General features: G+C 64.0%; 14 protein-coding genes. 8 read left to right on the top strand and 6 right to left on the bottom strand.

The genetic code is table 11. The annotated features are described in order from the left end of the window. Positions 1-311 precede the first annotated feature (311 nt). The 6 genes from ACFSOZ_RS25465 to ACFSOZ_RS25490 all read right to left on the bottom strand — a co-directional run bounded on the left by ACFSOZ_RS25465 (position 312) and on the right by ACFSOZ_RS25490 (position 8,400). Complete coding sequence (locus tag ACFSOZ_RS25465; RefSeq protein ID WP_379102403.1) at positions 312-791, bottom strand: DUF4189 domain-containing protein; 480 nt, start codon at positions 789-791, stop codon at positions 312-314. A 45-nt stretch (positions 792-836) separates the two neighbouring features. After that, positions 837-1,505 (bottom strand): hypothetical protein, encoded by a 669-nt coding sequence (locus ACFSOZ_RS25470; protein ID WP_379102405.1) that lies wholly within the window; start codon positions 1,503-1,505, stop codon positions 837-839. 13 nt (positions 1,506-1,518) lie between these two features. Beyond that, positions 1,519-2,094: an invasion associated locus B family protein gene (locus ACFSOZ_RS25475; protein WP_379102407.1), complete on the bottom strand. Its 576-nt coding sequence runs from the start codon at positions 2,092-2,094 to the stop codon at positions 1,519-1,521. Between the two features lie 7 nt (positions 2,095-2,101). Continuing rightward, positions 2,102-6,481, bottom strand: coding sequence for a YadA-like family protein (locus tag ACFSOZ_RS25480; protein WP_379102409.1), 4,380 nt, complete (start codon positions 6,479-6,481; stop codon positions 2,102-2,104). 516 nt (positions 6,482-6,997) lie between these two features. Continuing rightward, the gene (locus tag ACFSOZ_RS25485; protein WP_379102411.1) at positions 6,998-7,417 is read right to left on the bottom strand and encodes a helix-turn-helix transcriptional regulator; all 420 of its coding nucleotides are present in this window, start codon (positions 7,415-7,417) and stop codon (positions 6,998-7,000) included. Positions 7,418-8,202: 785 nt separating this feature from the next. Beyond that, positions 8,203-8,400, bottom strand: a complete 198-nt coding sequence (locus ACFSOZ_RS25490) for a hypothetical protein (protein WP_379102413.1) — start codon at positions 8,398-8,400, stop codon at positions 8,203-8,205. On the opposite strand from ACFSOZ_RS25490, the gene ACFSOZ_RS25495 reads away from it, so the two are divergent. From ACFSOZ_RS25495 to ACFSOZ_RS25530, 8 genes are all read left to right on the top strand, one after another. Then, entirely contained in the window at positions 8,387-8,902 is a 516-nt protein-coding gene (locus tag ACFSOZ_RS25495) for an alpha/beta fold hydrolase (RefSeq protein ID WP_379102415.1), read from the top strand. The genes ACFSOZ_RS25490 and ACFSOZ_RS25495 overlap by 14 nt on opposite strands. 219 nt (positions 8,903-9,121) lie before the next feature. Continuing rightward, a complete protein-coding gene (locus ACFSOZ_RS25500) occupies positions 9,122-10,585 on the top strand; it encodes a phospholipase D-like domain-containing protein (protein WP_379102417.1) in 1,464 nt (487 codons plus the stop codon). A gap of 111 nt (positions 10,586-10,696) precedes the next feature. Beyond that, positions 10,697-11,497 (top strand): endonuclease/exonuclease/phosphatase family protein, encoded by an 801-nt coding sequence (locus ACFSOZ_RS25505; RefSeq protein WP_379102420.1) that lies wholly within the window; start codon positions 10,697-10,699, stop codon positions 11,495-11,497. A gap of 115 nt (positions 11,498-11,612) precedes the next feature. After that, the gene (locus tag ACFSOZ_RS25510) at positions 11,613-12,029 is read left to right on the top strand and encodes a hypothetical protein (protein ID WP_379102422.1); all 417 of its coding nucleotides are present in this window, start codon (positions 11,613-11,615) and stop codon (positions 12,027-12,029) included. A gap of 180 nt (positions 12,030-12,209) precedes the next feature. Then, on the top strand, positions 12,210-12,968 hold the full coding sequence (locus ACFSOZ_RS25515) for an SDR family NAD(P)-dependent oxidoreductase (protein ID WP_379102424.1): 759 nt from the start codon (positions 12,210-12,212) through the stop codon (positions 12,966-12,968). Between the two features lie 138 nt (positions 12,969-13,106). After that, positions 13,107-14,468 (top strand): efflux RND transporter periplasmic adaptor subunit, encoded by a 1,362-nt coding sequence (locus ACFSOZ_RS25520; RefSeq protein ID WP_379102425.1) that lies wholly within the window; start codon positions 13,107-13,109, stop codon positions 14,466-14,468. Next, a complete protein-coding gene (locus tag ACFSOZ_RS25525) occupies positions 14,465-17,581 on the top strand; it encodes an MdtB/MuxB family multidrug efflux RND transporter permease subunit (RefSeq protein ID WP_379102427.1) in 3,117 nt (1,038 codons plus the stop codon). The genes ACFSOZ_RS25520 and ACFSOZ_RS25525 overlap by 4 nt, the downstream gene beginning before the upstream one ends. Further along, on the top strand, positions 17,578-20,859 hold the full coding sequence (locus ACFSOZ_RS25530) for an efflux RND transporter permease subunit (RefSeq protein ID WP_379102429.1): 3,282 nt from the start codon (positions 17,578-17,580) through the stop codon (positions 20,857-20,859). Before ACFSOZ_RS25525 ends, ACFSOZ_RS25530 begins: the two co-directional genes overlap by 4 nt. Positions 20,860-21,187: the final 328 nt, after the last annotated feature.

The raw sequence follows: 21,187 nt of genomic DNA on the forward strand, positions 1-21,187 counted from the left end.
GGATTCACGCCACAAGGTTGTGAAATGTAGCAAAAATGGCACATAAGCATCGACCCCGCTGCGATTGAATCCGGACGCTGCCAAGCGGGGAAAAGGACAAAAACAGAAGGCGGTGACCAATGCGGGCAGAATCGTCCCGAGTGCGGATAGCCGCTGTTTACGACTGAATCCTGAGTTGGACCGCTATCACGGCAGGCTTTTCGGAACCCGTAAGACCTGCCTTGGCTTCCTGAAGCTCGCGTTTCCCACGCAGTCCGTCATTTCCAACCCCTTTGCCCACCCGCATGCCGAGACGGCCTTGGGGCCAGGCTTCATGTGCAGACCCACTCACGGATCTTGCATTTGCCGCCTGTCGCCTCGCAGGCCTGCAAGGCGAGGTCTTCCGCTTCCCGCCGGGTCTGAGCAGACTTTGCGCCCCAGGGCGTGAGCCGGTCGGTTGCCTTCTCGGCCACGGCCAGGGCACCGCAGTGATTGTAGGGAAAGCCGGTCTGGTCGTCGTCATTCCAATGACGATGGTTGCGGAACACGGCTACGACGGCGCAGTTCTGTCCGCCCGCGTTCTCGCAATGCTTGAGCGCGGTATCCGACGCCTCTTGCCGCTTGTCGGCACCCCAGAAGAAGCCGTATCTGACATCGGCGGTGGAATAGGCGATCGCTGCCCAGATGCCTTTTCCCTCCTGAGGTGGCGGAGCCGGTGGTGCCGGCGGTCCTTCCACCAGATCGGCCGAGATGACTTGCCCGGCCCAGAGCAAGGCGATGCCAAGAACAGCAGCCAAAGATCCATATCTCATAGTCAGCAATCCTCTGCAGGAGCCGGCGCCATCAGCTTCGCGTGCTCACTTCGCCGCCGATGCGACGGAGATCACCACACAGCTGTTGCCCGTCGGCAGGAGAAGGGCTTCCCCGGCGTTTTCGCCAAGCTCGTAGACCTCGACCTGCCCGAGATGGTCGGTGATCTTGCTGCCCCGCGGAAGAACGGACGGGATGTCGGCACACGGGCTGGCGAACGGCGCCACCCGCACCATCGCCCCCTCGCAACCTGAAGCGGTGGGCGATGCAAAAACGACGCCGGCGGCGGGCCCGCTATAACGTTCCGTCGCATAGTCCATGCCGACAAAGGCCTGAACGGCATGTTTGTCGGCAGCCTGGTCGTTCCACAACGATTTGACGCTGTATTTCGTGCCAGTCGTCAAAATCTGTCCGAGCACCGGAAAGATAGTCGAACAGGCCTGCACACCGGCTTGCTTGACATGCTGGAGGAAAGGCGTGTCCGGAAGCGCTGGCGACGCCGTCGAAGCCTGTGCGGCCGTCGCGCCGCCGACGAGATTGGCGATCGCGGCATAGTTCCCGGCGGCGAAGCCAAGGCCTGCCACCACTAGCCCCAACAGCGAAAATCCGGCGACGCGCGGCCAGCGCCGGCGCGCGGGCTCGACGAGCCTCTGCCGATCCGCTTCGACGGTTGGACTGCTGCGTTTTGCGGACATGAACTGGTCCTGTTGGCTCATGATGCTGCCCCGGTTATTTGAGTGGCGAAAGGGCGTCTGTCAGCCCCTTGAGCGTTGCGGTCACGGTTATCGTCCCACCGTCGACGGTCGAGTAGGAGATCGCCGGCGTCGCATTCTGCGAGATCTGTTGGCGCATGACGGGACCCACCGGCAACATGCCGACGCAGACCATTTCGTTGCAGCCGTTCAGGTGAACATCGATCGCCTGGCTTCGCCCCTCGAACTTCAGCGACACCAGACCGTCGCTCCTGGCGTTCGGCGCGGTGCGCAGGATCATGTACGGGTTGCCGTCCTGCGTGGCGGCGAGCGACCAGCTGAAGGCCATCTTGCCGGATGTGTTCTCGATCACCTGCGAGACATTGCAGACCTTCTTGCGGGCCTTGAGGTTCTCGTCGCAGATCAGTGTCCAGTTCTCGAAGGGTCGGATGGTGCGCTGGTAGTCCCCCAGTTTTACCTCGGGAGGGACCACCACGTCCGAGGGCTTGATCCTGTATTGCGAGGCAACCTGCCCGACAGCCGGCACGAGCCCGCCGCAGAGCGCCAGGCAAGTCAGTGCGGCAAGGCGGGCATGGCTGGTTTGCCTGTTCATTCCAGCCTCAGTTCAAGGTGAAGCTGAGGCCGGCGCCGACACCGACATGTCCACCCGCGGCCGTGCCGGACAGATTGCCGCGGATGCGGCCGTCTTCGCTGGTGTAGCCAGCGCCGAAGGCGAAAGCGCCGGCATCCCGCCAGAAGCCGCCACCCGCCGCGACGCTCAACTTTCCGGGACGGTCGTCGTAACGCAGTGAGGCGGCGGCGAGCCCGATTGCGGCTGCCTGTCGTGCTTCGTCGCGTACGCCGTCGATGTCAGAATTGAGCTGGCTGAGCTTCTGGTCGGTGTAATCGTTGGCCTGCTGCAAGGTCGTGACGGCCACTTTGTCGGTGTAGTCATTGGCCGTATCGATAGCGTAGGCGACACGGTTGTCGGTATAGCTCTTGGTCTCGGTTATGCCCTGGTTCAACTGGTTGACGTTGACCGCATCGGTGCCGGCGACACCGGGGCCGACATTCGAGATGACCACCGGCGCGTTGACGTCCCCGCCCTGCAGCGTGATGCTGTTCTTCTTGCTGCCATCCGGATTGGTGTCATACACCACCGCATTCTGGGTGAGACTTCCGACGCCGGTTTTCAGATCCTCGATTGCCGTGTTCGTGGCGAAGAGCTGGGAGCCGTTTATCGCGTCGGTGCTGTCGGCGGAAACACGTCCGGCGGCGACATTCGTGATCGTCCTCTCGGAGCCGGCATCGCCGACGCTGACGGTCCCAACCGGAGCCGTCCCGGCATAGGCGTAAGTCTTGCCGTTGATGGTGGTGCTGGAGGTGCCGACGGCGGCCTGCGTCACCGAGCCGGACCCGAGAGCCACATCGTTGGCATTGTTGGCCTGGGCCCCCTGGCCAAGCGCCACGGCGCCTTGCGCACTGGCCGCCGCACCATGCCCGGCGGCCAGGCTGTCGGTGCCACTGGCCACGCTCTCCGGCCCGATCGCGACGCTGTTGGTGCCGCTGGCTGCGGAGTCGGCGAGCGTCGAATTGGCGTGGAAATACTTGATGCCGCCGCCATTGCTGATGTTGGTCAGGGCATTGTCGACGGCCGTGAAACCGTCAGAGACGGTCGAGTAGTTGTTGCCCTGGATGGTGTAGGTCGGCCCGGTGACCGAGCCGTCCGGATTGATCGTGGTGCTGCCTCCGAACAGATTGGCAACGTTTTGCGACACGCCGCGAAGCTGGGAGACGTTGACGGCGTCGGTATCGGCCGAGCCGGCGGCGACATTGGTCAGCTTGCGTTCGGCGCCGGCGGCGCCGACCGACACCTCGCCGGCCGAGGTTTGCGGGCTTGCCAGCGCATAGGCCGTGTAATTCGCCTGCGCGCCGACGGTTGTGACCGATTGGGCGCCCAGTGCGACGCTGTTGGCGAAGGTGCTTTGGGCGCCGGCGCCGAGCGCCACCGACTGGATACCGGAGGCGGTCGAATTGGTGCCGAGCGCCAGGCCGTCGGCCAGCATCACATGGGCGTTCTGGCCGATGGCCGTGCCGCCGGGTGCGGTCTGGTCGACGATCGCGCCATTGCCGATGCCGACGCCGTTGTCACCGTTGACGACAGTCGTCGGACCGACAGCGACCGACTCGGCCCCGACCGCGAGCGAGTCGCCAGCCGCCGAATTGGCATGGAAGTATTTCGTCGAGGTGACCGAGACCGCCGCGATCGCGCCCTGCAACTGACGGATCGTCACGGCATCCTGAGCCTGGGTGCCGTCGGCCACATTGGTGATCTGCCGATAGGCGGTGGACGTGCCGACCGACACGGCGCCAAGCAGTGTCTTGTCGGTCGTGTTGTATTGGATGAAGTTGGAGGGACCGGCGGCAATCTGGCCCGTGGCCGGAGCCAGGGCGCGATCGGAGACCGAACTGGACCCAAGCGCCACGCCGCCGTCGATGCTGGCCTGGCTGTCGCGGCCGAGCGCGAGCCCGCTGACGCCTGTCGCGGTCGCCTGGTAACCGACGGCCGTGGAGCCGATGCCTTGAGCGAAGGAATCGGTCTGCGCCAGTCCGGCCTCGTTGGTGCGGGCATAGCGGATGCCGACGCCATTGGCGTCGGTATAGGCGGTCGAGGTGTCGCCGGCGATGTTGTTGATCGTGGTGCCGAGATCGGTCACGGAGCCGCCGATGTTGGCAATGGCGGTGGTGTTGGCCGTGACCTGCTGGTTGGTGGCGAACAGCTGTGAGCCGTTGACCGCATCGGTCGAGCTTCCGTTCAACTGTCCGGCCGCGACATTCTGGATCTGGCGTTCCGCGCCCAGCGAGCCGACCGAGAACGCGCCGGCCGGCGTGCCGCCGGCGAAGGTGTAGGCAGTGCCGCCGATCGTGGCTCCGCCGACATTGGTCGTTGCTCCTGACGTGGAATTCAGGCCGATCGCCACATCGCCGGCATTGTTGGCCACGGCGTTGGGTCCGACCGCGATGGAATTCGTTCCAAGGGCCTGGGAATCCGGCAGGGCTGAATTGGCGTGGAAATACTTGATGCCGCCGCCGACATTAATGTTGTTGAGCGTGGTGCCGATAGCATCGACCGCCTGGTTGGTGGCGAAGAGCTGCGAGCCGTTGACTGCGTCGGTCGACGTCAAGCTGATCCGCCCCGCCGCCAGATTGGTGAGCGTGCGCTCCGCACCCGGCGCGCCGATGCTGACCGTCGAGGTCGGATTGATGCCCTGGAAGGCATAGGTCGTGCCGTTGATCACGGCATTGGGCGTGCCCACTGCTGCGACGGTCACCGAGCCGGAGCCCAGCGCCACGTCGCCGGAGCTCGCCGCCGCCGTCGCGCCATTGCCCAGCGCGACATTGCCTGCGAGGCCGGTGGCACCAGCAGTGGAGCCGTTGCCCAGGGCAACAGAGCCCTGCCCGATCGCCTTGTTGTTGTTGCCGATGGCGACGGCGCCCGCGGCCTGGTTGGCGGCGGTGGCGGTTGCCGTGCCGTCGCTGTTGGCGATGTTGTTGGCGCCGCCCGTGAAAGCGCCGGTGCCGCTGGCGTAGCTCGGATCGCCGATGGACACCGCGCCGTCGCCATAGGCCGTGTTGCCAGCGCCGATGGAGACGGCCTGGCCGCCATCGGCAATCGCGCCCGTGCCGATGGCGACGGAGTCGGCGGAGAGCGCAGCGGACTGTAGACCGACCGCGATGGCGTTGGTTGCCGTCGCCTGGCTGTCGCGCCCCATTGCAATGGCGTCGTCCTCAGATGCCGTCACGTCCGTGCCGATGCCGATGGCGTTGTCTCCACTGGCGCTCGTTGCAAAAGTGCTTGAGCCGACATAGACGGCGCCTATCCCGGACGCCCTCGTCCCAGCGCCGAGAGAGATGGAGTTCAGGGCGCTGCTTTGGGCGCCGCGGCCGAGCGCGGTACTGTTGAGTCCGGTGGCGCGAGATTCACGTCCGACGGCAGTGGAATTGTCGGCGCTGGCTACGGTCCCGATGCCGAGAGCGGTGCTGGCGCTTCCGCCGGCGTTGGCGCTGACGCCGGCGGCGAGAGAATTGTCTCCTGTCGCATTCGCGCCGGACCCGAACGAGGAGGCGTTTGCGCCGCTGGCAATGGCCGTGTTGCCAACCGCCGTGCTGGCGGTGCCACTCGCAATTGACGTAGTGCCCATGGCGATGGCGTCCTGCGCGCTCGCATTGGCTTGCTTGCCGATCGCCGTGCCGTCTACACCGCTCGCAGTGGCACCCAGGCCCAGCGCACTTGCGTTTGCGGCCGTCGCCGCGGCATTGTTGCCAAGCGCCGTGGCGGATACGCCGGTGGCTTGGGATCCCGAGCCAGCCGCGACCGAGCCGATACCGCTCGACACAGCCTGGTTGCCCAGCGCCAATGCGAAATCGGCCGAAGCATTGGTGCTGGACCCGAGCGCAGTCGAGTTTAGCCCTGCCGCGCTGGCCGATTTGCCTACGGCGACGGCACTGTCCGCGCTGGCAACAGATGCCCAGCCTCCGGCGAACGAAAAGTTGCCGCTGGCCAAGGAGCTGGTGCCGACGGCTGTGGAATTCCCTCCCGAAGCGACGGAGAAGGTACCCAAGGCGTTGGCGCCGGCCGAGATGGCTTGGGCCTGAACACCGAGCGCTACAGAATTGACGTTGCTTGCGATCGTGCCGGAGCCCAGCGCCATCGCGCCGCCTGTGCCCGTGGCTTTGGCGTTCAGGCCGAGAGCCACTGAGTATTGCGCCGACGCAACGGATGAACGTCCTACCGCGATGGCGTCGGCCTGGGATGCCGTGACATCCGTACCGATGCCGATTGCGCTCGTCGCAGTACTACCTGTTCCCGCAGCGGTTCGCGAGCCAAGATAGATGGAGTTGATCTGGGAGGCGATCGACTGGAAGCCGATCGCGACGGCATTCTGGGCGCCCGCGCTTGCATTGGTGCCCTCGGCTATCGAGTCGGCGCCGTTTTGCACGGCTCCGGATCCAAACGCGATACCGCGCACTCCGTTTGCCGTGCCGCCGCCGCCGAAAAACCTGTGCTAATGCCGGCGTGGCGATGCCGCCCAATGCGATCGCACCCAGCGTCGCTGCCAAAATCCTGCCGGTGCCGAGCATGCCGAGCCCATGTCCCTTGCGGCGCATGCCCAGCACACGATGAGCCATGCGCAGCACAGCCAACAGACGGCGGCGCAGTGAGCGGCGGCCAACATCGGCGCCGGCGATCCAGTGGGCGGCGAACTGCGCCGCGCGACGCTGAACAAGCGAGCCACTCGAAATCTGATTGTCGGTCATGGTTCCCTCTCCGCTGGCCGGCATGAAATCGTCAGACAATTCCAGTCCGCAGCAGGAAGACATGATTCCTGCACGTAGTATTTCACGAAATTGCTGCCTCGTGAGAAAAAAGAGAAGCAAACTGATGGGGGTTAACGGCTCGTTACCTTAGCCAGCGCTTTAACACCAAGTAATCAAATAATGCCGCAACCGGCATCTCATCTAATCTTCGAGTTAAGCTTTCCCGCCTTCGCCTGCAGTGGCGTCACCTGGCGATATTTTTTCATCACCGTCGTAAAATGGCTCTGGCTTGAAAAGCCGGCCAAATGGGCGATATCCGCGATCGTCATGCGGCTGTCGGCAAGCAGTCTTTCGGCGAAGTCGAGCCGCAGATCAAGAACGTATTGATGTGGCGGCGCCCCGAACGTCTTGGAGAAGGCCCGCACAAAGTGATAGGGCGAAAGCCCGCAAACCGCAGCCATATCGGCAAGTGCCAGCTTGCGCGAAAAGTTCTCGTTCAGGAATTCCTGAACCCTGCGTGCACTTTGGACGGAAAGCCCACCTTTTACGTTCAGCTGCGGCTGTCGCGCTGTCTCTGTCCCGGAAATCCATCTTGGGGGATCATCATCGCGCCGCATGTCTCGGCCTCCCGATACAGCCCCGATGGACATCAGCCTGAGGGCGCATTCTCTGTTCCCTCAAGCAAACAATTCGTGATTGACCGAACCGAATTATGGTGTTGACGCAGAGCATGGGCACTGTCGTGACGGACGTATTTTTGAAAATTCCGGATTCTTTGTAGGAAATTCCTGTCTTGGATCACTGAGCAACGAGGCTTCAACTTGCGTGCCAGTCTCAGCACAATTCCCACGGAATGTTCCCTGGCCAGGAACTTCTGCGATCCAGGACTGCGGACGGAATAAATGACGCTCCCACGGGCGGTAGCTCTTCTGGGACCAGCACTTTCGGGAATGATGTCCAAGACGTATCGAGCTGTACGCTCTCGATCGACCCGGAAAACGCCGCTTTCCCGAGCCTCGTCCGCTTTTTTCATTTGGGTCGCCTCAGCCGCCTTGCCGCCGCTTGAAATCCCCCTTGGCCCAACCCAAAATCAGCGTAACGCACAGGCCTTGGTTAGGGAAGAACACCCACGCGCAAAGAAAAATCTTTGTTCGAGATAAAAAAGAAAAAAATGGCCGACGAAGGACGATTCAAGAACATCTTTTCCACCGACGGCGAGGTCTCCCATCAATGCGTTTTTGTTCAACGGCCTTAGTATGAATCGGCCACGCATTTCGGCTCTGTACCAACGCTAATATGAAGGGCGCATCTGGCCCGGGCGGGCCTGAAATTTGGTTTTTGCCACCGAGCTCGGCAGCCATGCAATGACGCGGCATAGAGCCAGCCGGTTCACCGCAGATTGCTAGGAATCACCGCGACGCCTCTCGTACAGATCCCACGCAAGTTCCACAAAGCCCAGCAGAACATCCTCCTCGCTCCACCCGGCCGCGACCGCCGCCTGGACGATTTCGCGGAGGAGAGGCAGCAATTGGCGCTGACATTCGGCCGACATGTCGACGGCGTCACCCACAGGAGGCCCATCGAAGTTGAATTTCACCATCCGGCGCTCCCCTCGCCATCAGTCAAAGTGGTATATCGTTAAATTCATTTCGCCTGATATACAATCGTTCCGCAACCAAGCACAGGAAGCCTTGCTGGACCAAACCGGCGCAGGACGACGCCAGATCACGCCGTCTCTATGCTTCGCCAAGGCTCACGAAGCAACGCGCGAACACTACACCAAGTTCTACGCCCTGCCCGGCGCGATGCGCTCAGCGTTCGCGCAGTTCCGCTCTATCCGGCAGGACGCCGAAGGCAACAAGGCGTCGATGGTGATGAAACTCGGTATGCCGGTGCTGGCGATCGGCGGCGAAAAATCCTTTGGTACAAATGAGGCGATCGTCATGCGGAATGCCGCGACCGACGTGACCGAAGTCGTGATACCCAACGCGGGACATTGGCTCATGGATGAGCAGCCGGAGGCCACGATCGCAGCCGTTAGGACTATCTCGACCGGAAGTGAGGCGCACAAGTCTTCCGCCCGCGAGGGTTGCTTAGCTTAATACTCAATCGTATCACCCTGCCGGACAAAAGGATTCCGAAGCCGTGAAAAGCAGATGGAGATGCCAGCCTGCTGCTCCGTGCTGAGATGATTCAGCTGATGCCTCGGCTGCGACACCCGCATAACGGTTGCAGACCTTGCCCGGTAGCGCCCGTGGGTGGATTCGCCCCATGCCGGGGCCGCATTGCGTTCTGCAAGCGCTCGCTGGATAGTCCCGGCAATGTTCGAGACTCTGGCGACTCACTGGCCCCAAATCCTTGCGATCATCTCGGTGGTGATGGCGACCGTCGGCATCATCCACGTCGTCATGACCAAGGAGGATGTCCGCGCCGCGATCGGCTGGGTCGGCGTGATGGTGCTGTCGCCCATCATCGGCGTGCTGATCTATGCCGTTGCCGGCATCAACCGCATCCGCCGCGCCTCGATCAGCGCCCAGCGCCCGCTTGCCGACGGCGCGGTGTCCGCCAAACATGAACGCGACGTCGCCGCCGAAGAGGCCTTGATCGTCGAGCGATACGGGCAGCGGTTCACGGGCCTGCGGACACTGGGCGACAGGGTGGCGCGGCGCGCGCTCAACCCTGGAAACGCAATCGATGTGCTTGAGACAGGCGACGAGGCCTATGCCGCCATGTGCGCGGCGATCGATGGCGCCGAGCGCAGCGTCCTGCTCGAGACCTACATCTTCGACAATGATGCCGTCGGCCTGCTCTTCGTCGACTCGTTGGCCAACGCCGTCCGGCGCGGCGTGACCGTCCGTGTGCTGATCGATGCCGTCGGCGCCCGCTACTCCGTGCCCAGCATCCTGGGGCATCTGCGCAGCGCCAACATCACCGCCGATGTCTTCAACGGCAACATCGTGATGGGCCTTCGCCTGCCCTATGCCAATCTGAGGACCCATAGGAAAATCCTGGTGGTTGACGGTACGGTTGCCTTTACCGGCGGCATGAACATCCGCAAGGGCTTCTCCGCCGAGTTCGCCGGTTCCAACAGCGCCAGGGACACGCATTTTCGGGTCACCGGTCCGGTCGTCGCCGACCTCTTCTCGGTTGCCGCCGAGGACTGGCGCTTCGCCACCAACGAGCCGCTGAAGGGCGACGCCTGGCGAATTGCGCCGCTGTCGCCGGCGCCCGGCCTGCCGATGCTGGTGCGAGCGGTCGCGTCCGGTCCGGACGCCAGCATCGAGACCAATCACAAGCTGCTGATCGGCGCATTTTCCGTCGCCCGCAAATCGATCCGCCTGATGTCGCCCTATTTCCTGCCGGACCGCGAACTGATCAGCGCCCTGACCACCGCCGCAAGGCGCGGCGTCGCAATCGACATCGTGGTGCCGGCGGTGAACAATCTTTTCCTTGTCGACCGTGCGATGACGGCGCAGTTCGATCAGGTGCTGAAACATTATTGCCGCGTCTGGCGCACGGAGGGACCTTTCGATCATTCGAAGCTGCTTTCGATCGACGGCGTGTGGGCCTATGTCGGCTCTTCCAACCTTGACGCCCGGTCGCTGCGGCTGAATTTCGAGATCGACCTCGAGATCCTCGACGCCGGCTTCGCCAGCGAGATCGAGGCGCGGATCGGGTCGGCGCTCGCCTCCGCCGTGCCGGTGACGCTCGACGCCTTGCGGGCCCGCCCGTTCCTTATCCGGCTGTTCGACCGGGTCCTTTGGCTCGGTTCGCCCTATCTTTAGGCAAGGTTGGCATGTTGGGGAACTCGCTTGTCATGGAACATATGCCGAAGGTGCCTATTTTGACTGTAGCCCGGTTCTGAATTGAAGCCAGCGAGGACGAGCAGCACGGATATGCACAGAACTGGACGCAGCCTCCCGGCAAGCATGCTTCTATCCATTCGCGACCGCAGGATGCAGAAGGCAAACGCCGGTGCGCCCAAGCGGACAGGCACGACCGGAACGCTGGTTGCCTCCTACAACGTCCACAAATGTATCGGCATCGACAGGAGGTTCGATCCTGAACGGACAAGCCGCGTCATCCGCGAAATCGATCCGGATGTCATTGCGCTGCAGGAAGCCGACAACCGCTTCGGCGACCGTGACGGACTCCTCGACCTGTCTCGTCTGGAACATGAAACCGGCCTGGTGCCGGTGCCGATTGCCGCCAACGGCAAGGGACATGGCTGGCACGGCAATGTCCTGCTGTTCAAGAAGGGCGTGGTCCGCGACGTGCATCAGATCAGGCTGCCGGGGCTCGAACCGCGCGGCGCAGTGGTGGCGGAAATCGATCTCGACGGAAACCGGACCCTGCGCGTCATCGCAGCCCATCTCGGTCTGCTGCGCCGGTCCCGCTCGCAACAGGCTCGCGTCGTGCTGGATATCATGAACAGCCCCGACGAGAAGCCGACGCTCCTGCTCGGTGATCTCAACGAATGGCGGCTCGGCAACCGCTCCGCGCTGAACACGCTGCATGTCACCTTTGGCCCGCTACCGCCGGCGGTTCCGACTTTCCCGTCGAACCTGCCGCTGCTGGCGCTCGATCGCATCATGGCCAATCGGCACGGAATGATCTCGGCCGTGGAGGCGCATGACACGCCGCTCTCGCGCGTGGCCTCCGATCACCTGCCGCTGACGGCGTTCGTTCGCTTGTAGAGCATGCTGCAACCGATAACGCCTTGATATCCTCGGCGTCGCAAAGCGTGTAGATCTACAGTGGAACACCCGGTTCTCCCGCGTGTTGTATGTCTTGAACTCGCAGGAGGACGAAATGAAAAAGTTGATTTTAGCTTCCATGATGGCATTGGCCGCAACGGCCGCAGCAATTGCGCCAACGCAAGCTGCAAGCTTGATTATCCAGTCCGACGACAACAACCAGTATTCACCGGACGATCAGTCGGATAACGGCCAGGTCATCATCCGCCGCCATCGTGACCGGCATAACGATGACAACCAATACGGTGACGATCAGAACGGCGTGCAGTTTGGTGATTACCAAGGTGGCGAGTATCGCCGCCACCACCGGCGCGATTACGACGATCAAAACGGCGGCGTGCAATTGCAATTCGGTGACTACGACGGAGGCGAGTATCGCCGCCACCATCGGCATCATCGCTGCCATATCGAACTGGTCAAGCATTGGCGTCACCACCACAGAGTGATCGAGGAAGTCCGCGTCTGCGGCTGATCTTGCTCGGAACAAACCGGTCGGCAGAAGCCGGCCGGTTTCATTTTGCCTCATCAACCGAAGGTCAGCTGACGAAATACCACTGCCATTCGAAGCCGGTGGTGTGCGACGCCTGCCAGGCATCGAACGCTGCCTGCTTCCGGCGATCGCGCATTGGCGGAAGCACATCAGGGGGTTCAGATGATCGCTTACGATTTCACCGGCAGGCATGCGGTCGTCGCCGGCGCCGGCGGCGGCATGGGCGAGGCGATCGCGCTGGCGCTGCTCGATGCCGGCGCCTCCGTCACCGCCATCGACGTCAAGCCTCGCCCGGCGTCCCTCGCCGCCTATGACGACAGGCTCACCTTCGCCCAGGGCGATCTCACCGACGCCGCGTTCGTCGAACAGGCGGTGGGCACGGCGGGCCGCGAACGCGGCGGCATCGACTATCTGGCCAATGTCGCCGGCGTGCTCTGGTTCGGCCGCGACAAGTCCGCTCTCGAGATGGATCTCGACGTCTGGGACGAGGTGCTCAGGATCAATTTGAAATCCTTCGTGCACACCGCGCGCTCGGTCGTGCCGCATATGCGCTCGGGCGGCCGTGGCGGCGCGATGGTGCATTTCTCGACCATCCAGTGGTATCGCGGCGACGCCAACCCGCAAGACGCCTATCAGGCATCGAAGGCCGGCGTCTGCGCGCTCTCCAAGTCGCTGGCCATGCAGCTTGCCGGCGAGCGCATCCGCTCCAACGCCATCTGTCCCGGTATGGCGCTGACCCCGCTGCAGGCGCGCTGGGACACCGAGGAAAAGCGCTCGGCCGTGGCGAGCTACGCACCGCTCGGCCGCATCGGCACGCCGCAGGACATGGCCAACGCCGCACTGTTCCTGCTCTCCGACGCGGCGAGCTACATCACCGGCATCGAACTCGCCATCGACGGCGGCCTGTTGATGCGCATGTAGCCGGCGTCCGCTGCCGGGTTGCGATAGCGGCAACCGCGGCAAATGACCGGCCGGCAAGGCCGGTCAAACCTGTCCAACTGTTAATTCGACTTGGGCCGGTTTCGGCCATATGGGTTGATGGGGGTGAAAGATGCCACCATGGACCAGCAACTGGAAATGCCTCTGCAGACGATTGTCGCACGACGCCGTTCGCGCGGCTGGATTCCGTGGCTGATCTTTCTTGCCGTCGTCGCCGCCACCGGCGCGTATCTGTACCAGCGCCCTGAGGTCACCGCCAGGCAGCCGGGCAACAGGAGAGGCGCGCAGCCGATGTCGATCGGCGCCGCGACCATCGAGAAGGGTACGATAGACGTCACCCTCAACGCGCTTGGCACGGTGACCTCGCTCTCCACCGTCACGGTCAAGCCGCAGGTCACCGGCCCGCTCGTCCAGGTGAACTTCAAGGAGGGCCAGGACGTCAGCAAGGGCGACCTGCTGGCCGAGATCGATCCCCGCCCCTACCAGGCGGCGCTGGCCCAGGCCCAGGGGCAGCTGGCACGCGACCAGGCCTTGCTGAAGGACGCCCAGCTCGATCTTGCCCGCGACCAGACACTGGTGAACCAGGGTGCTGCGACGCATCAGACGCTCGACGCCCAGGTCGCCCTTGTCGCGCAGGACGCCGGCTCCATCCAGGTCGACCAGGCCATGGTTCAGACCGCCACGCTCAATCTCGACAATTGCCGCATCCTGGCTCCGGTCGACGGACGGGCCGGCCTGCGCCAGGTGGATGAGGGCAACTACGTGACGCCGGGCGATGCCAATGGCATCGTCGTCATCACCCGGGTGCAGCCGATCAGTGTCCTCTTCACCGTGCCCGAGGACGAATTGCCGGAGATCGCGCAGCGCATGCAGCAGGGCGCCACGCTGCCCACCACCGCCTTCGACCGCGCCGGCGAGAAGAAGCTCGCCGACGGCCAGCTTGAAACCTTTGACAGCCAGATCGATCCAAGCACTGGCACCATCAAGCTGAGGGCGGGCTTCGTCAACGAAACGCGCATTCTCTATCCGAACCAGTTCGTCAACGTCGAGCTTCTGGTGGACGAGCACAAGAACGTGGCGATCGCCCCGGTCGCCTCGATACAGCGCGGCCAGCCCGGCACCTTCGTTTATCTGGTCAATCGCGACAGCACCGTCTCCGTGCGCAAAGTCACGCCTGGCGTCACCAATGGCGAGCACGTCGAGATCCTGTCGGGCCTCAACCCCGGCGACCGTGTCGTCGTCGATGGCGCCGACAAACTTCGCGACGGAGCGCATATCAACCTGCAACAGGACGGCCAAACACAGGCTCCGGCACAGACACCCCCTCAGGCATCAACGCCTGCATCGGCAGGGGCAGCGCCTCAACCACAGGTGCAGTCACCCGATCAGCCTGCATCCGAGACACCGAAGCCCGACGACACCGGCAGGCACAAGGGCCAGGGCCGCAAGCATCGCCACGCGGAGTCCGGGCAACAGCAATGAGCCCGTCGCGAGCCTTCATTCTCCGGCCGGTGGCGACATCGCTGTTCATGGTAGCGATCATGTTGTCCGGCCTGCTGGCGTACCGCTATTTGCCGGTCTCGGCGCTGCCCGAGGTCGACTATCCGACCATCCAGGTGCAGACCTTCTATCCGGGAGCGAGCCCGGACGTCATGACGTCCTCGGTCACAGCACCTCTGGAAGTCCAGCTCGGGCAGATCGCCAACCTGAACCAGATGAATTCCGTGAGTTCGGCCGGCTCCTCCGTCATCACGCTGCAGTTCAGCCTGGCGATCTCGCTCGATGTCGCCGAGCAGGAGGTACAGGCGGCCATCAACGCCGCCGGCAATCTGCTGCCGGCCGATCTGCCGGCGCCGCCGATCTACGCCAAGGTCAATCCGGCCGACGCGCCGGTGCTGACGCTCGGCCTGACGTCGGACACGATGCCGCTGCGCGACGTGCAGCAGCTGGCCGACACGAGGCTGGCGCAGAAGATCTCGCAACTGGCGGGCGTCGGTCTCGTCAGCCTCAGCGGCGGTCAGCGCCCGGCCGTGCGCGTTCAGGCCGATCCGCGCAAGCTCGCCGCCTATGGCCTCAATCTCGACGATCTGCGCACCACGCTGGGCAGCGCCAACGTCAACACGCCGAAGGGCAATTTCGACGGGCCGTCGCGGTCCTACACCATCAACGCCAACGACCAGTTGAAGAGCGCCGACGAATACCGTTCGCTGATCGTCGCCTACAAGGACGGCGCCCCGGTGCGGCTGAGCGATGTGGCCACGGTGGTCGACGCCACCGAGAACAACAGGCTGGCGGCCTGGATGAACAGCACGCCGGCGATCATCGTCAACATCCAGCGCCAGCCCGGCGCCAACGTCATCGAGGTGGTCGACCGCATCAAGGCGCTGCTGCCGCAATTGCAGGCGTCGCTGCCGAGCGCCGTCAACGTCAAGGTGTTGACCGACCGCACCACGACCATTCGCGCGTCCGTGCGCGATGTCGAGTACGAACTCACACTGGCGATCATCCTCGTCGTGCTGGTCATTTTCGTCTTCTTGCGCAGCGCGCGCGCGACGCTCATCCCGAGCCTCTCGGTGCCCCTGTCGCTGGTCGGCACGCTGGGGGTGATGTATCTGTTCGGCTTCAGCCTCGACAATCTTTCGCTGATGGCGCTCACCATCGCCACCGGCTTCGTCGTCGATGACGCCATCGTCGTCATCGAGAACATCGCGCGCTATGTCGAGGAGGGTGCCACACCGCTACAGGCGGCGCTGAAGGGATCGCAGCAGATCGGCTTCACCATCATATCGCTGACCGTTTCACTGATCGCGGTGCTGATCCCGCTGCTGTTCATGAGCGATGTCGTCGGCAGGCTGTTCCGCGAATTTTCCATCACGCTCGCCACCACCATCCTGATTTCCGCCGTGGTGTCGCTGACGCTGGTGCCGATGGCTTGCGCCAAGCTGCTCAAGCCGTTGTCGGCGGTGCGCGAGAACGCCCTGCAGCGCGCCAGCCGCGACTTCTTCGACTGGGTGATCCGAGGCTACGGCCACGCACTGAGCTGGGTGCTCGACCGGCAGATGCTGATGCTGCTGGTGGCGGCCGCCACGCTGGTGCTGACGGCGGCACTCTACGTGGTCATCCCCAAGGGGTTCTTCCCGGTGCAGGATACCGGCGTCATCCAGGCGATCACCGAGGCGCCGCAATCGGTGTCCTACGCTTCGATGGCCGAGCGGCAGCAGGCGCTGGCGGCGATCATCCTGAAAGACCCCGATGTCGACAGCCTGTCGTCCTTCATCGGCGTCGACGGCACCAACACCACGCTCAATGTCGGCCGCATCCTGATCAACCTCAAGCCGCATGAGGAGCGCACCGCCGACATCACCGAGGTCGTCGCGCGGCTGAAACAGGAGGCCGCTTCGGTAGCGGGCGTCACGCTCTACATGCAGCCGGTGCAGGACCTGACCATCGACGGCACGGTCAGCCGCACGCAGTATCAATTCGTGCTGCAGGACGCCAATGCCGACGAACTGGCGCAATGGACGCCGAAGCTGCTTGCCAGGCTGAACACGCTGCCGCAGCTCGCCGATGTCGCCAGCGACCTGTCAAACAGCGGCCTTGCCGTCTTTGTCGACATCGACCGCGACCAGGCTGCCCGCTTCGGCATCACGCCGGCAACCGTCGACAACGCGCTCTACGATGCTTTCGGCCAGCGCATGGTCTCGACCATCTACACCACATCCAGCCAGTACCGCGTCATCCTCGAGGCCGCCCCCTCCGAACAGGATTCGCTCAAGGCGCTCTCGTCCGTCTATCTGCCGTCGTCGACAGGTGGCGCACCGGTGCCGCTGTCGGTGGTGGCAAGCACCCATGTCGCCACCACGCCGCTGCAGATCACCCATATGGGGCAATTCCCCGCCACCACCGTCTCGTTCAACCTGGCGCCCGGAATGTCGCTGGGCGAAGCGGTCGGCGCGATCCAGCAGGCGCAAAGCGAGATCGGCATGCCGCTCAGCGTCATCACCAGTTTCCAGGGCGCGGCGCGCGCCTTCCAGGCTTCGCTCGACAACACGCTGTTCCTGATCCTTGCGGCGGTGATCACCGTCTACATCGTGCTCGGCGTGCTCTATGAAAGCTTCATCCACCCGATCACCATCCTGTCGACACTGCCTTCGGCTGGCATCGGCGCGCTGCTGGCGCTGATGATCGCCGGCGAGGACCTGACCATCATCTCGATCATCGGCATCATCCTCCTGATCGGTGTCGTCAAGAAGAACGCCATCATGATGATCGACTTCGCGCTCGATGCGCAGCGCAACGAAGGCAAGGCGCCGCGCGAGGCCATCTACCAGGCCTGCCTGCTGCGTTTCCGCCCGATCCTGATGACGACACTGGCGGCGATGCTGGGCGCACTGCCGCTGATGCTCGGCACCGGCGTCGGCTCCGAACTGCGCCATCCCCTCGGCGTCACCATCGTCGGCGGCCTGCTCGTCAGCCAGTTGCTGACTTTGTTCACCACGCCGGTCATCTACCTCTGGTTCGATCGCATTGCCGCCCGGCTGCAAGGCACGCAGCCCGACCTTCCCCGTGCCTATGGTGCGGACACCACCTCATGAACCTGTCGGTTCCCTTCATCCGGCGCCCGGTCGCAACGACCTTGCTGACCTTCGGGCTGCTGGCGGCCGCGCTGGTGGCGTTTCCGCAATTGCCGGTGGCGCCACTGCCGGCGGTCGACTACCCCGTTATATCGGTGCAGGCCTCGCTGCCGGGCGCCAGCCCGCAGGTGGTGGCCAACACCGTCGCCAGCCCGCTCGAGCGGCATCTCGGCGAGATCGCCGACGTCAATGAGATGACCTCGTCGAGCAGCGTCGGCAGCGCGCGCATCACCTTGCAGTTCGGGCTGGACCGCGACATCGACGGCGCCGCGCGCGACGTCCAGGCGGCGATCAACGCCGCGCGCGCCGACCTGCCGTCCAGCCTGCGCTCCAACCCCACCTATCGCAAGGTCAATCCCGCCGACGCCCCGATCCTCACCCTGTCGATGACATCGGACACCCTGTCAAAGGGCCAGCTCTTCGATGCCGCCAGCACCGTGCTGGCGCAGAAACTCTCGCAGGTCGACGGCATTGGCGAGGTGTCGGTGGGCGGCAGTTCGCTGCCGGCGGTGCGCGTCGAGCTCAATCCGCAGGCGCTCTACAATTACGGCATCGGGCTGGAGGATGTGCGCGCCGCCCTCACCTCGACCAACGCCCACAGCCCCAAGGGCGCCATCGATGTCGGCCCGCAGCGTTATCAGATCTACGCCAATGATCAGGCCAACCGGGCGGATGCCTACCGTTCGCTGATCCTCGCCTACCGCAACGGCGCGCCGGTCAGGCTTTCGGACGTCGGCCAGGTCAATGATTCCGTCGAGAACATCCGCAATGCCGGTCTCGCCAACGGGAAGCCGGGGGTGCTGATCGTCCTCAACCGGTCGCCCAACGCCAACATCATCGCGACGGTGGACCGGGTGAAGGCGCTGCTGCCGACGCTGCGGGCCTCGATCTCGCCGGCCATCGACCTGTCGCTGGCGGTCGACCGTTCGACCACCATCCGCGCTTCGCTGAGCGAGGTCGCGCAGACACTGATGATCGCCATAGGCCTGGTGATCCTCGTCGTCTTCGCCTTCCTGCGCGACGTGCGCTCGGCACTGGTGCCGATCGTGGCCGTACCCGTATCCCTGGTCGGCACGCTGGGCGCCATGTACCTGCTCGGCTTCAGCATCGACAATCTGTCGCTGATGGCGATGACGGTGGCCACCGGCTTCGTCGTCGACGACGCTATCGTGGTGCTGGAGAACATCGCCCGCCACACCGCTTCCGGCATGGGCCGCGTGGAGGCCGCGATCAAGGGCTCCCAGGAGGTCGGCTTCACCGTGCTGTCGATGAGCCTGTCGCTGATCGCCGTCTTCATCCCGATCCTGCTCATGGGCGGCATCGTCGGACGGCTGTTTCGTGAATTCGCCATCACGCTGTCGGCCGCGATCCTGGTCTCGCTCGCCATTTCGCTGACCACCACCCCGATGATGTGCTCGATCCTGCTGGACGAACGGAACCGCACCCATGGCCGGCTCTACCGCTTCAGCGAGCGCGTCTTCGACGGCATGCTGGCCGGCTACCGCCGGTCGCTGTCCTGGGCGCTCGACCATTCGCTGCTGGTCATGGCCGTGCTGGCGGCAACTCTGTGTCTCAATGGCTACCTCTATGTCACCATCCCCAAGGGTTTCTTTCCGCAGCAGGACACCGGACGACTGACCGGCTCGATCCAGGCCGACCAGGCGACCTCCTTCCAGTCGATGTCGCAGAAGCTCAGCCAGTTCGCCGGCATCGTCAGCAAGGATCCGGCCGTCGACACCGCGGTCGGCGCCACCGGCGGCGGCCAGACCAATTCTGGCTACATGTTCGTGTCGCTGAAGCCGCTGGCAGAGCGCAAGATCTCCGCCGACCAGGTCATCGCCAGGCTGCGGCCCAAACTGGCGGTAGTGCCGGGCGCCACGCTCTTCCTGCAGGCGGTGCAGGATATCCGCGTCGGTGGGCGCCAGTCGAACGCCCAGTACCAATACACCTTGCAGGGCGACAGTTTCGACGAACTCGCCGAATGGGCGCCGAAGCTCGCCGCCGCGCTGCAAACGGAACCCAAGCTCACCGACGTCAACAGCGACCAGCAGAACAAGGGCCTGGAAGCCGACATAACCATCGACCGCGATACGGCGACACGTCTCGGCATCACCGCCAGCCAGATCGACAACACGCTCTATGACGCCTTCGGCCAGCGGCAGGTGTCCACCATCTATGTGGCGCGCAACCAGTACCACGTCATCATGGAAGTGGCACCGCAATACTGGCAGAACCCGGACGCGCTGCAGAAGGTCTATGTCAGCACGTCGGGCGGCTCGGTGCATGGTTCGCAGGCAAGCAATGCGGTGGCCGGCACATTCGTCGCGCCCGGCCAATCCACCAGCGCCCAGTCGGTCGCCGCCAACGCCGCGCGCAACCAGGCCAACAATTCCATCACCAGCACCGGCAGGACGGCGGCCTCGACCGGCTCGGCGGTCAGCACCGGAGCCGAGACCATGGTGCCGCTGTCGGCCGTCGCGCATTACGGCCCCGGCAGCACGCCGCTGTCGGTCAACCACCAGGGTCTGTTCGTCGCCACTACGCTTTCGTTCAACCTGGCGCCCGGCGTCGCCCTCAGCGACGGGGTCGCGGCCATCAACGCGGCGGCGGACCGCATCGGCATGCCGGCTACCATCCACGGCAGTTTCCAGGGCACGGCCCGGGTGTTCCAGGATTCGCTTTCCGACCAGCCGCTGCTGATCCTTGCCGCGCTTATCGCCGTCTATGTCGTGCTCGGCATTCTCTACGAGAGCTACGCCCACCCGCTGACCATTCTCTCCACTCTGCCCTCGGCCGGCGTCGGCGCGCTGCTGGCACTGTCGGCCTTCGGCATCGAGTTCAGCATCATGGCGCTGATCGGCATCATCCTCCTGATCGGCATCGTCAAGAAGAATGCGATCATGATGATCGACTTCGCGCTGGCCGCCGAACGCAACGAGAACAAGTCGGCGCACGACGCCATCTACCAGGCGTGCCTGCTGCGCTTTCGCCCGATCATGATGACGACCATGGCAGCGCTGTTTGGCGCCGTGCCGCTTGCCATCGGCCTTGGTGAAGGCAGCGAGCTGCGCCAGCCGCTCGGCATCGCCATCGTCGGCGGCTTGATCCTGAGCCAGATCCTGACCCTCTACACGACGCCGGTCATCTACATCTATGTCGACCGCTTCGGCCGTTGGTGCCAGAGGCTGCGGTCGCGGGCATGGCACCCTTGGCAGCCAAGTGCACAGCCGGGAGAATGAGGTGGCATCGGACGCTGGCAAATGCGCATTGGCGCTCAGCTGATTGGGGCGACCGGCCGAAGCAGAGAGTCCGAATCTTCTCTTTCTGCGATCACAACCTGTCAACTTTCCGTTCCTTGCCATGCCTGGGCTTGGGACGCCTCTATATCAACATCGCGGGCTACGAACCGCCGGCGATGACAGGATCATCGCGACGCGACGGGAGCAGATTGTCCGCGTTCGGAAAGCGATATCCAAACCGCTTTTCCCGTTGAAGGGAGGCGCGACCATGCGCAATTTTACACCAAGGATCATAGCAATCGCATCGCTTCTGGCGGCGGTGCCGTTG

The organism is Mesorhizobium newzealandense (assembly GCF_042682145.1).
Taxonomy (GTDB): domain Bacteria; phylum Pseudomonadota; class Alphaproteobacteria; order Rhizobiales; family Rhizobiaceae; genus Mesorhizobium; species Mesorhizobium newzealandense.

What these genes read in the sequence shown, in the direction of transcription:
- ACFSOZ_RS25525 (WP_379102427.1), top strand. Translation starts at nt 14,465, where the DNA reads ATGAGCCCGTCGCGAGCCTTCATTCTCCGGCCGGTGGCGACATCGCTG.
- ACFSOZ_RS25510 (WP_379102422.1), top strand. Translation starts at nt 11,613, where the DNA reads ATGAAAAAGTTGATTTTAGCTTCCATGATGGCATTGGCCGCAACGGCC.
- ACFSOZ_RS25505 (WP_379102420.1), top strand. Translation starts at nt 10,697, where the DNA reads ATGCACAGAACTGGACGCAGCCTCCCGGCAAGCATGCTTCTATCCATT.
- ACFSOZ_RS25470 (WP_379102405.1), bottom strand. Translation starts at nt 1,505, where the DNA reads ATGAGCCAACAGGACCAGTTCATGTCCGCAAAACGCAGCAGTCCAACC.
- ACFSOZ_RS25520 (WP_379102425.1), top strand. Translation starts at nt 13,107, where the DNA reads ATGGACCAGCAACTGGAAATGCCTCTGCAGACGATTGTCGCACGACGC.
- ACFSOZ_RS25475 (WP_379102407.1), bottom strand. Translation starts at nt 2,094, where the DNA reads ATGAACAGGCAAACCAGCCATGCCCGCCTTGCCGCACTGACTTGCCTG.
- ACFSOZ_RS25500 (WP_379102417.1), top strand. Translation starts at nt 9,122, where the DNA reads ATGTTCGAGACTCTGGCGACTCACTGGCCCCAAATCCTTGCGATCATC.
- ACFSOZ_RS25530 (WP_379102429.1), top strand. Translation starts at nt 17,578, where the DNA reads ATGAACCTGTCGGTTCCCTTCATCCGGCGCCCGGTCGCAACGACCTTG.
- ACFSOZ_RS25485 (WP_379102411.1), bottom strand. Translation starts at nt 7,417, where the DNA reads ATGCGGCGCGATGATGATCCCCCAAGATGGATTTCCGGGACAGAGACA.
- ACFSOZ_RS25515 (WP_379102424.1), top strand. Translation starts at nt 12,210, where the DNA reads ATGATCGCTTACGATTTCACCGGCAGGCATGCGGTCGTCGCCGGCGCC.
- ACFSOZ_RS25490 (WP_379102413.1), bottom strand. Translation starts at nt 8,400, where the DNA reads ATGGTGAAATTCAACTTCGATGGGCCTCCTGTGGGTGACGCCGTCGAC.
- ACFSOZ_RS25465 (WP_379102403.1), bottom strand. Translation starts at nt 791, where the DNA reads ATGAGATATGGATCTTTGGCTGCTGTTCTTGGCATCGCCTTGCTCTGG.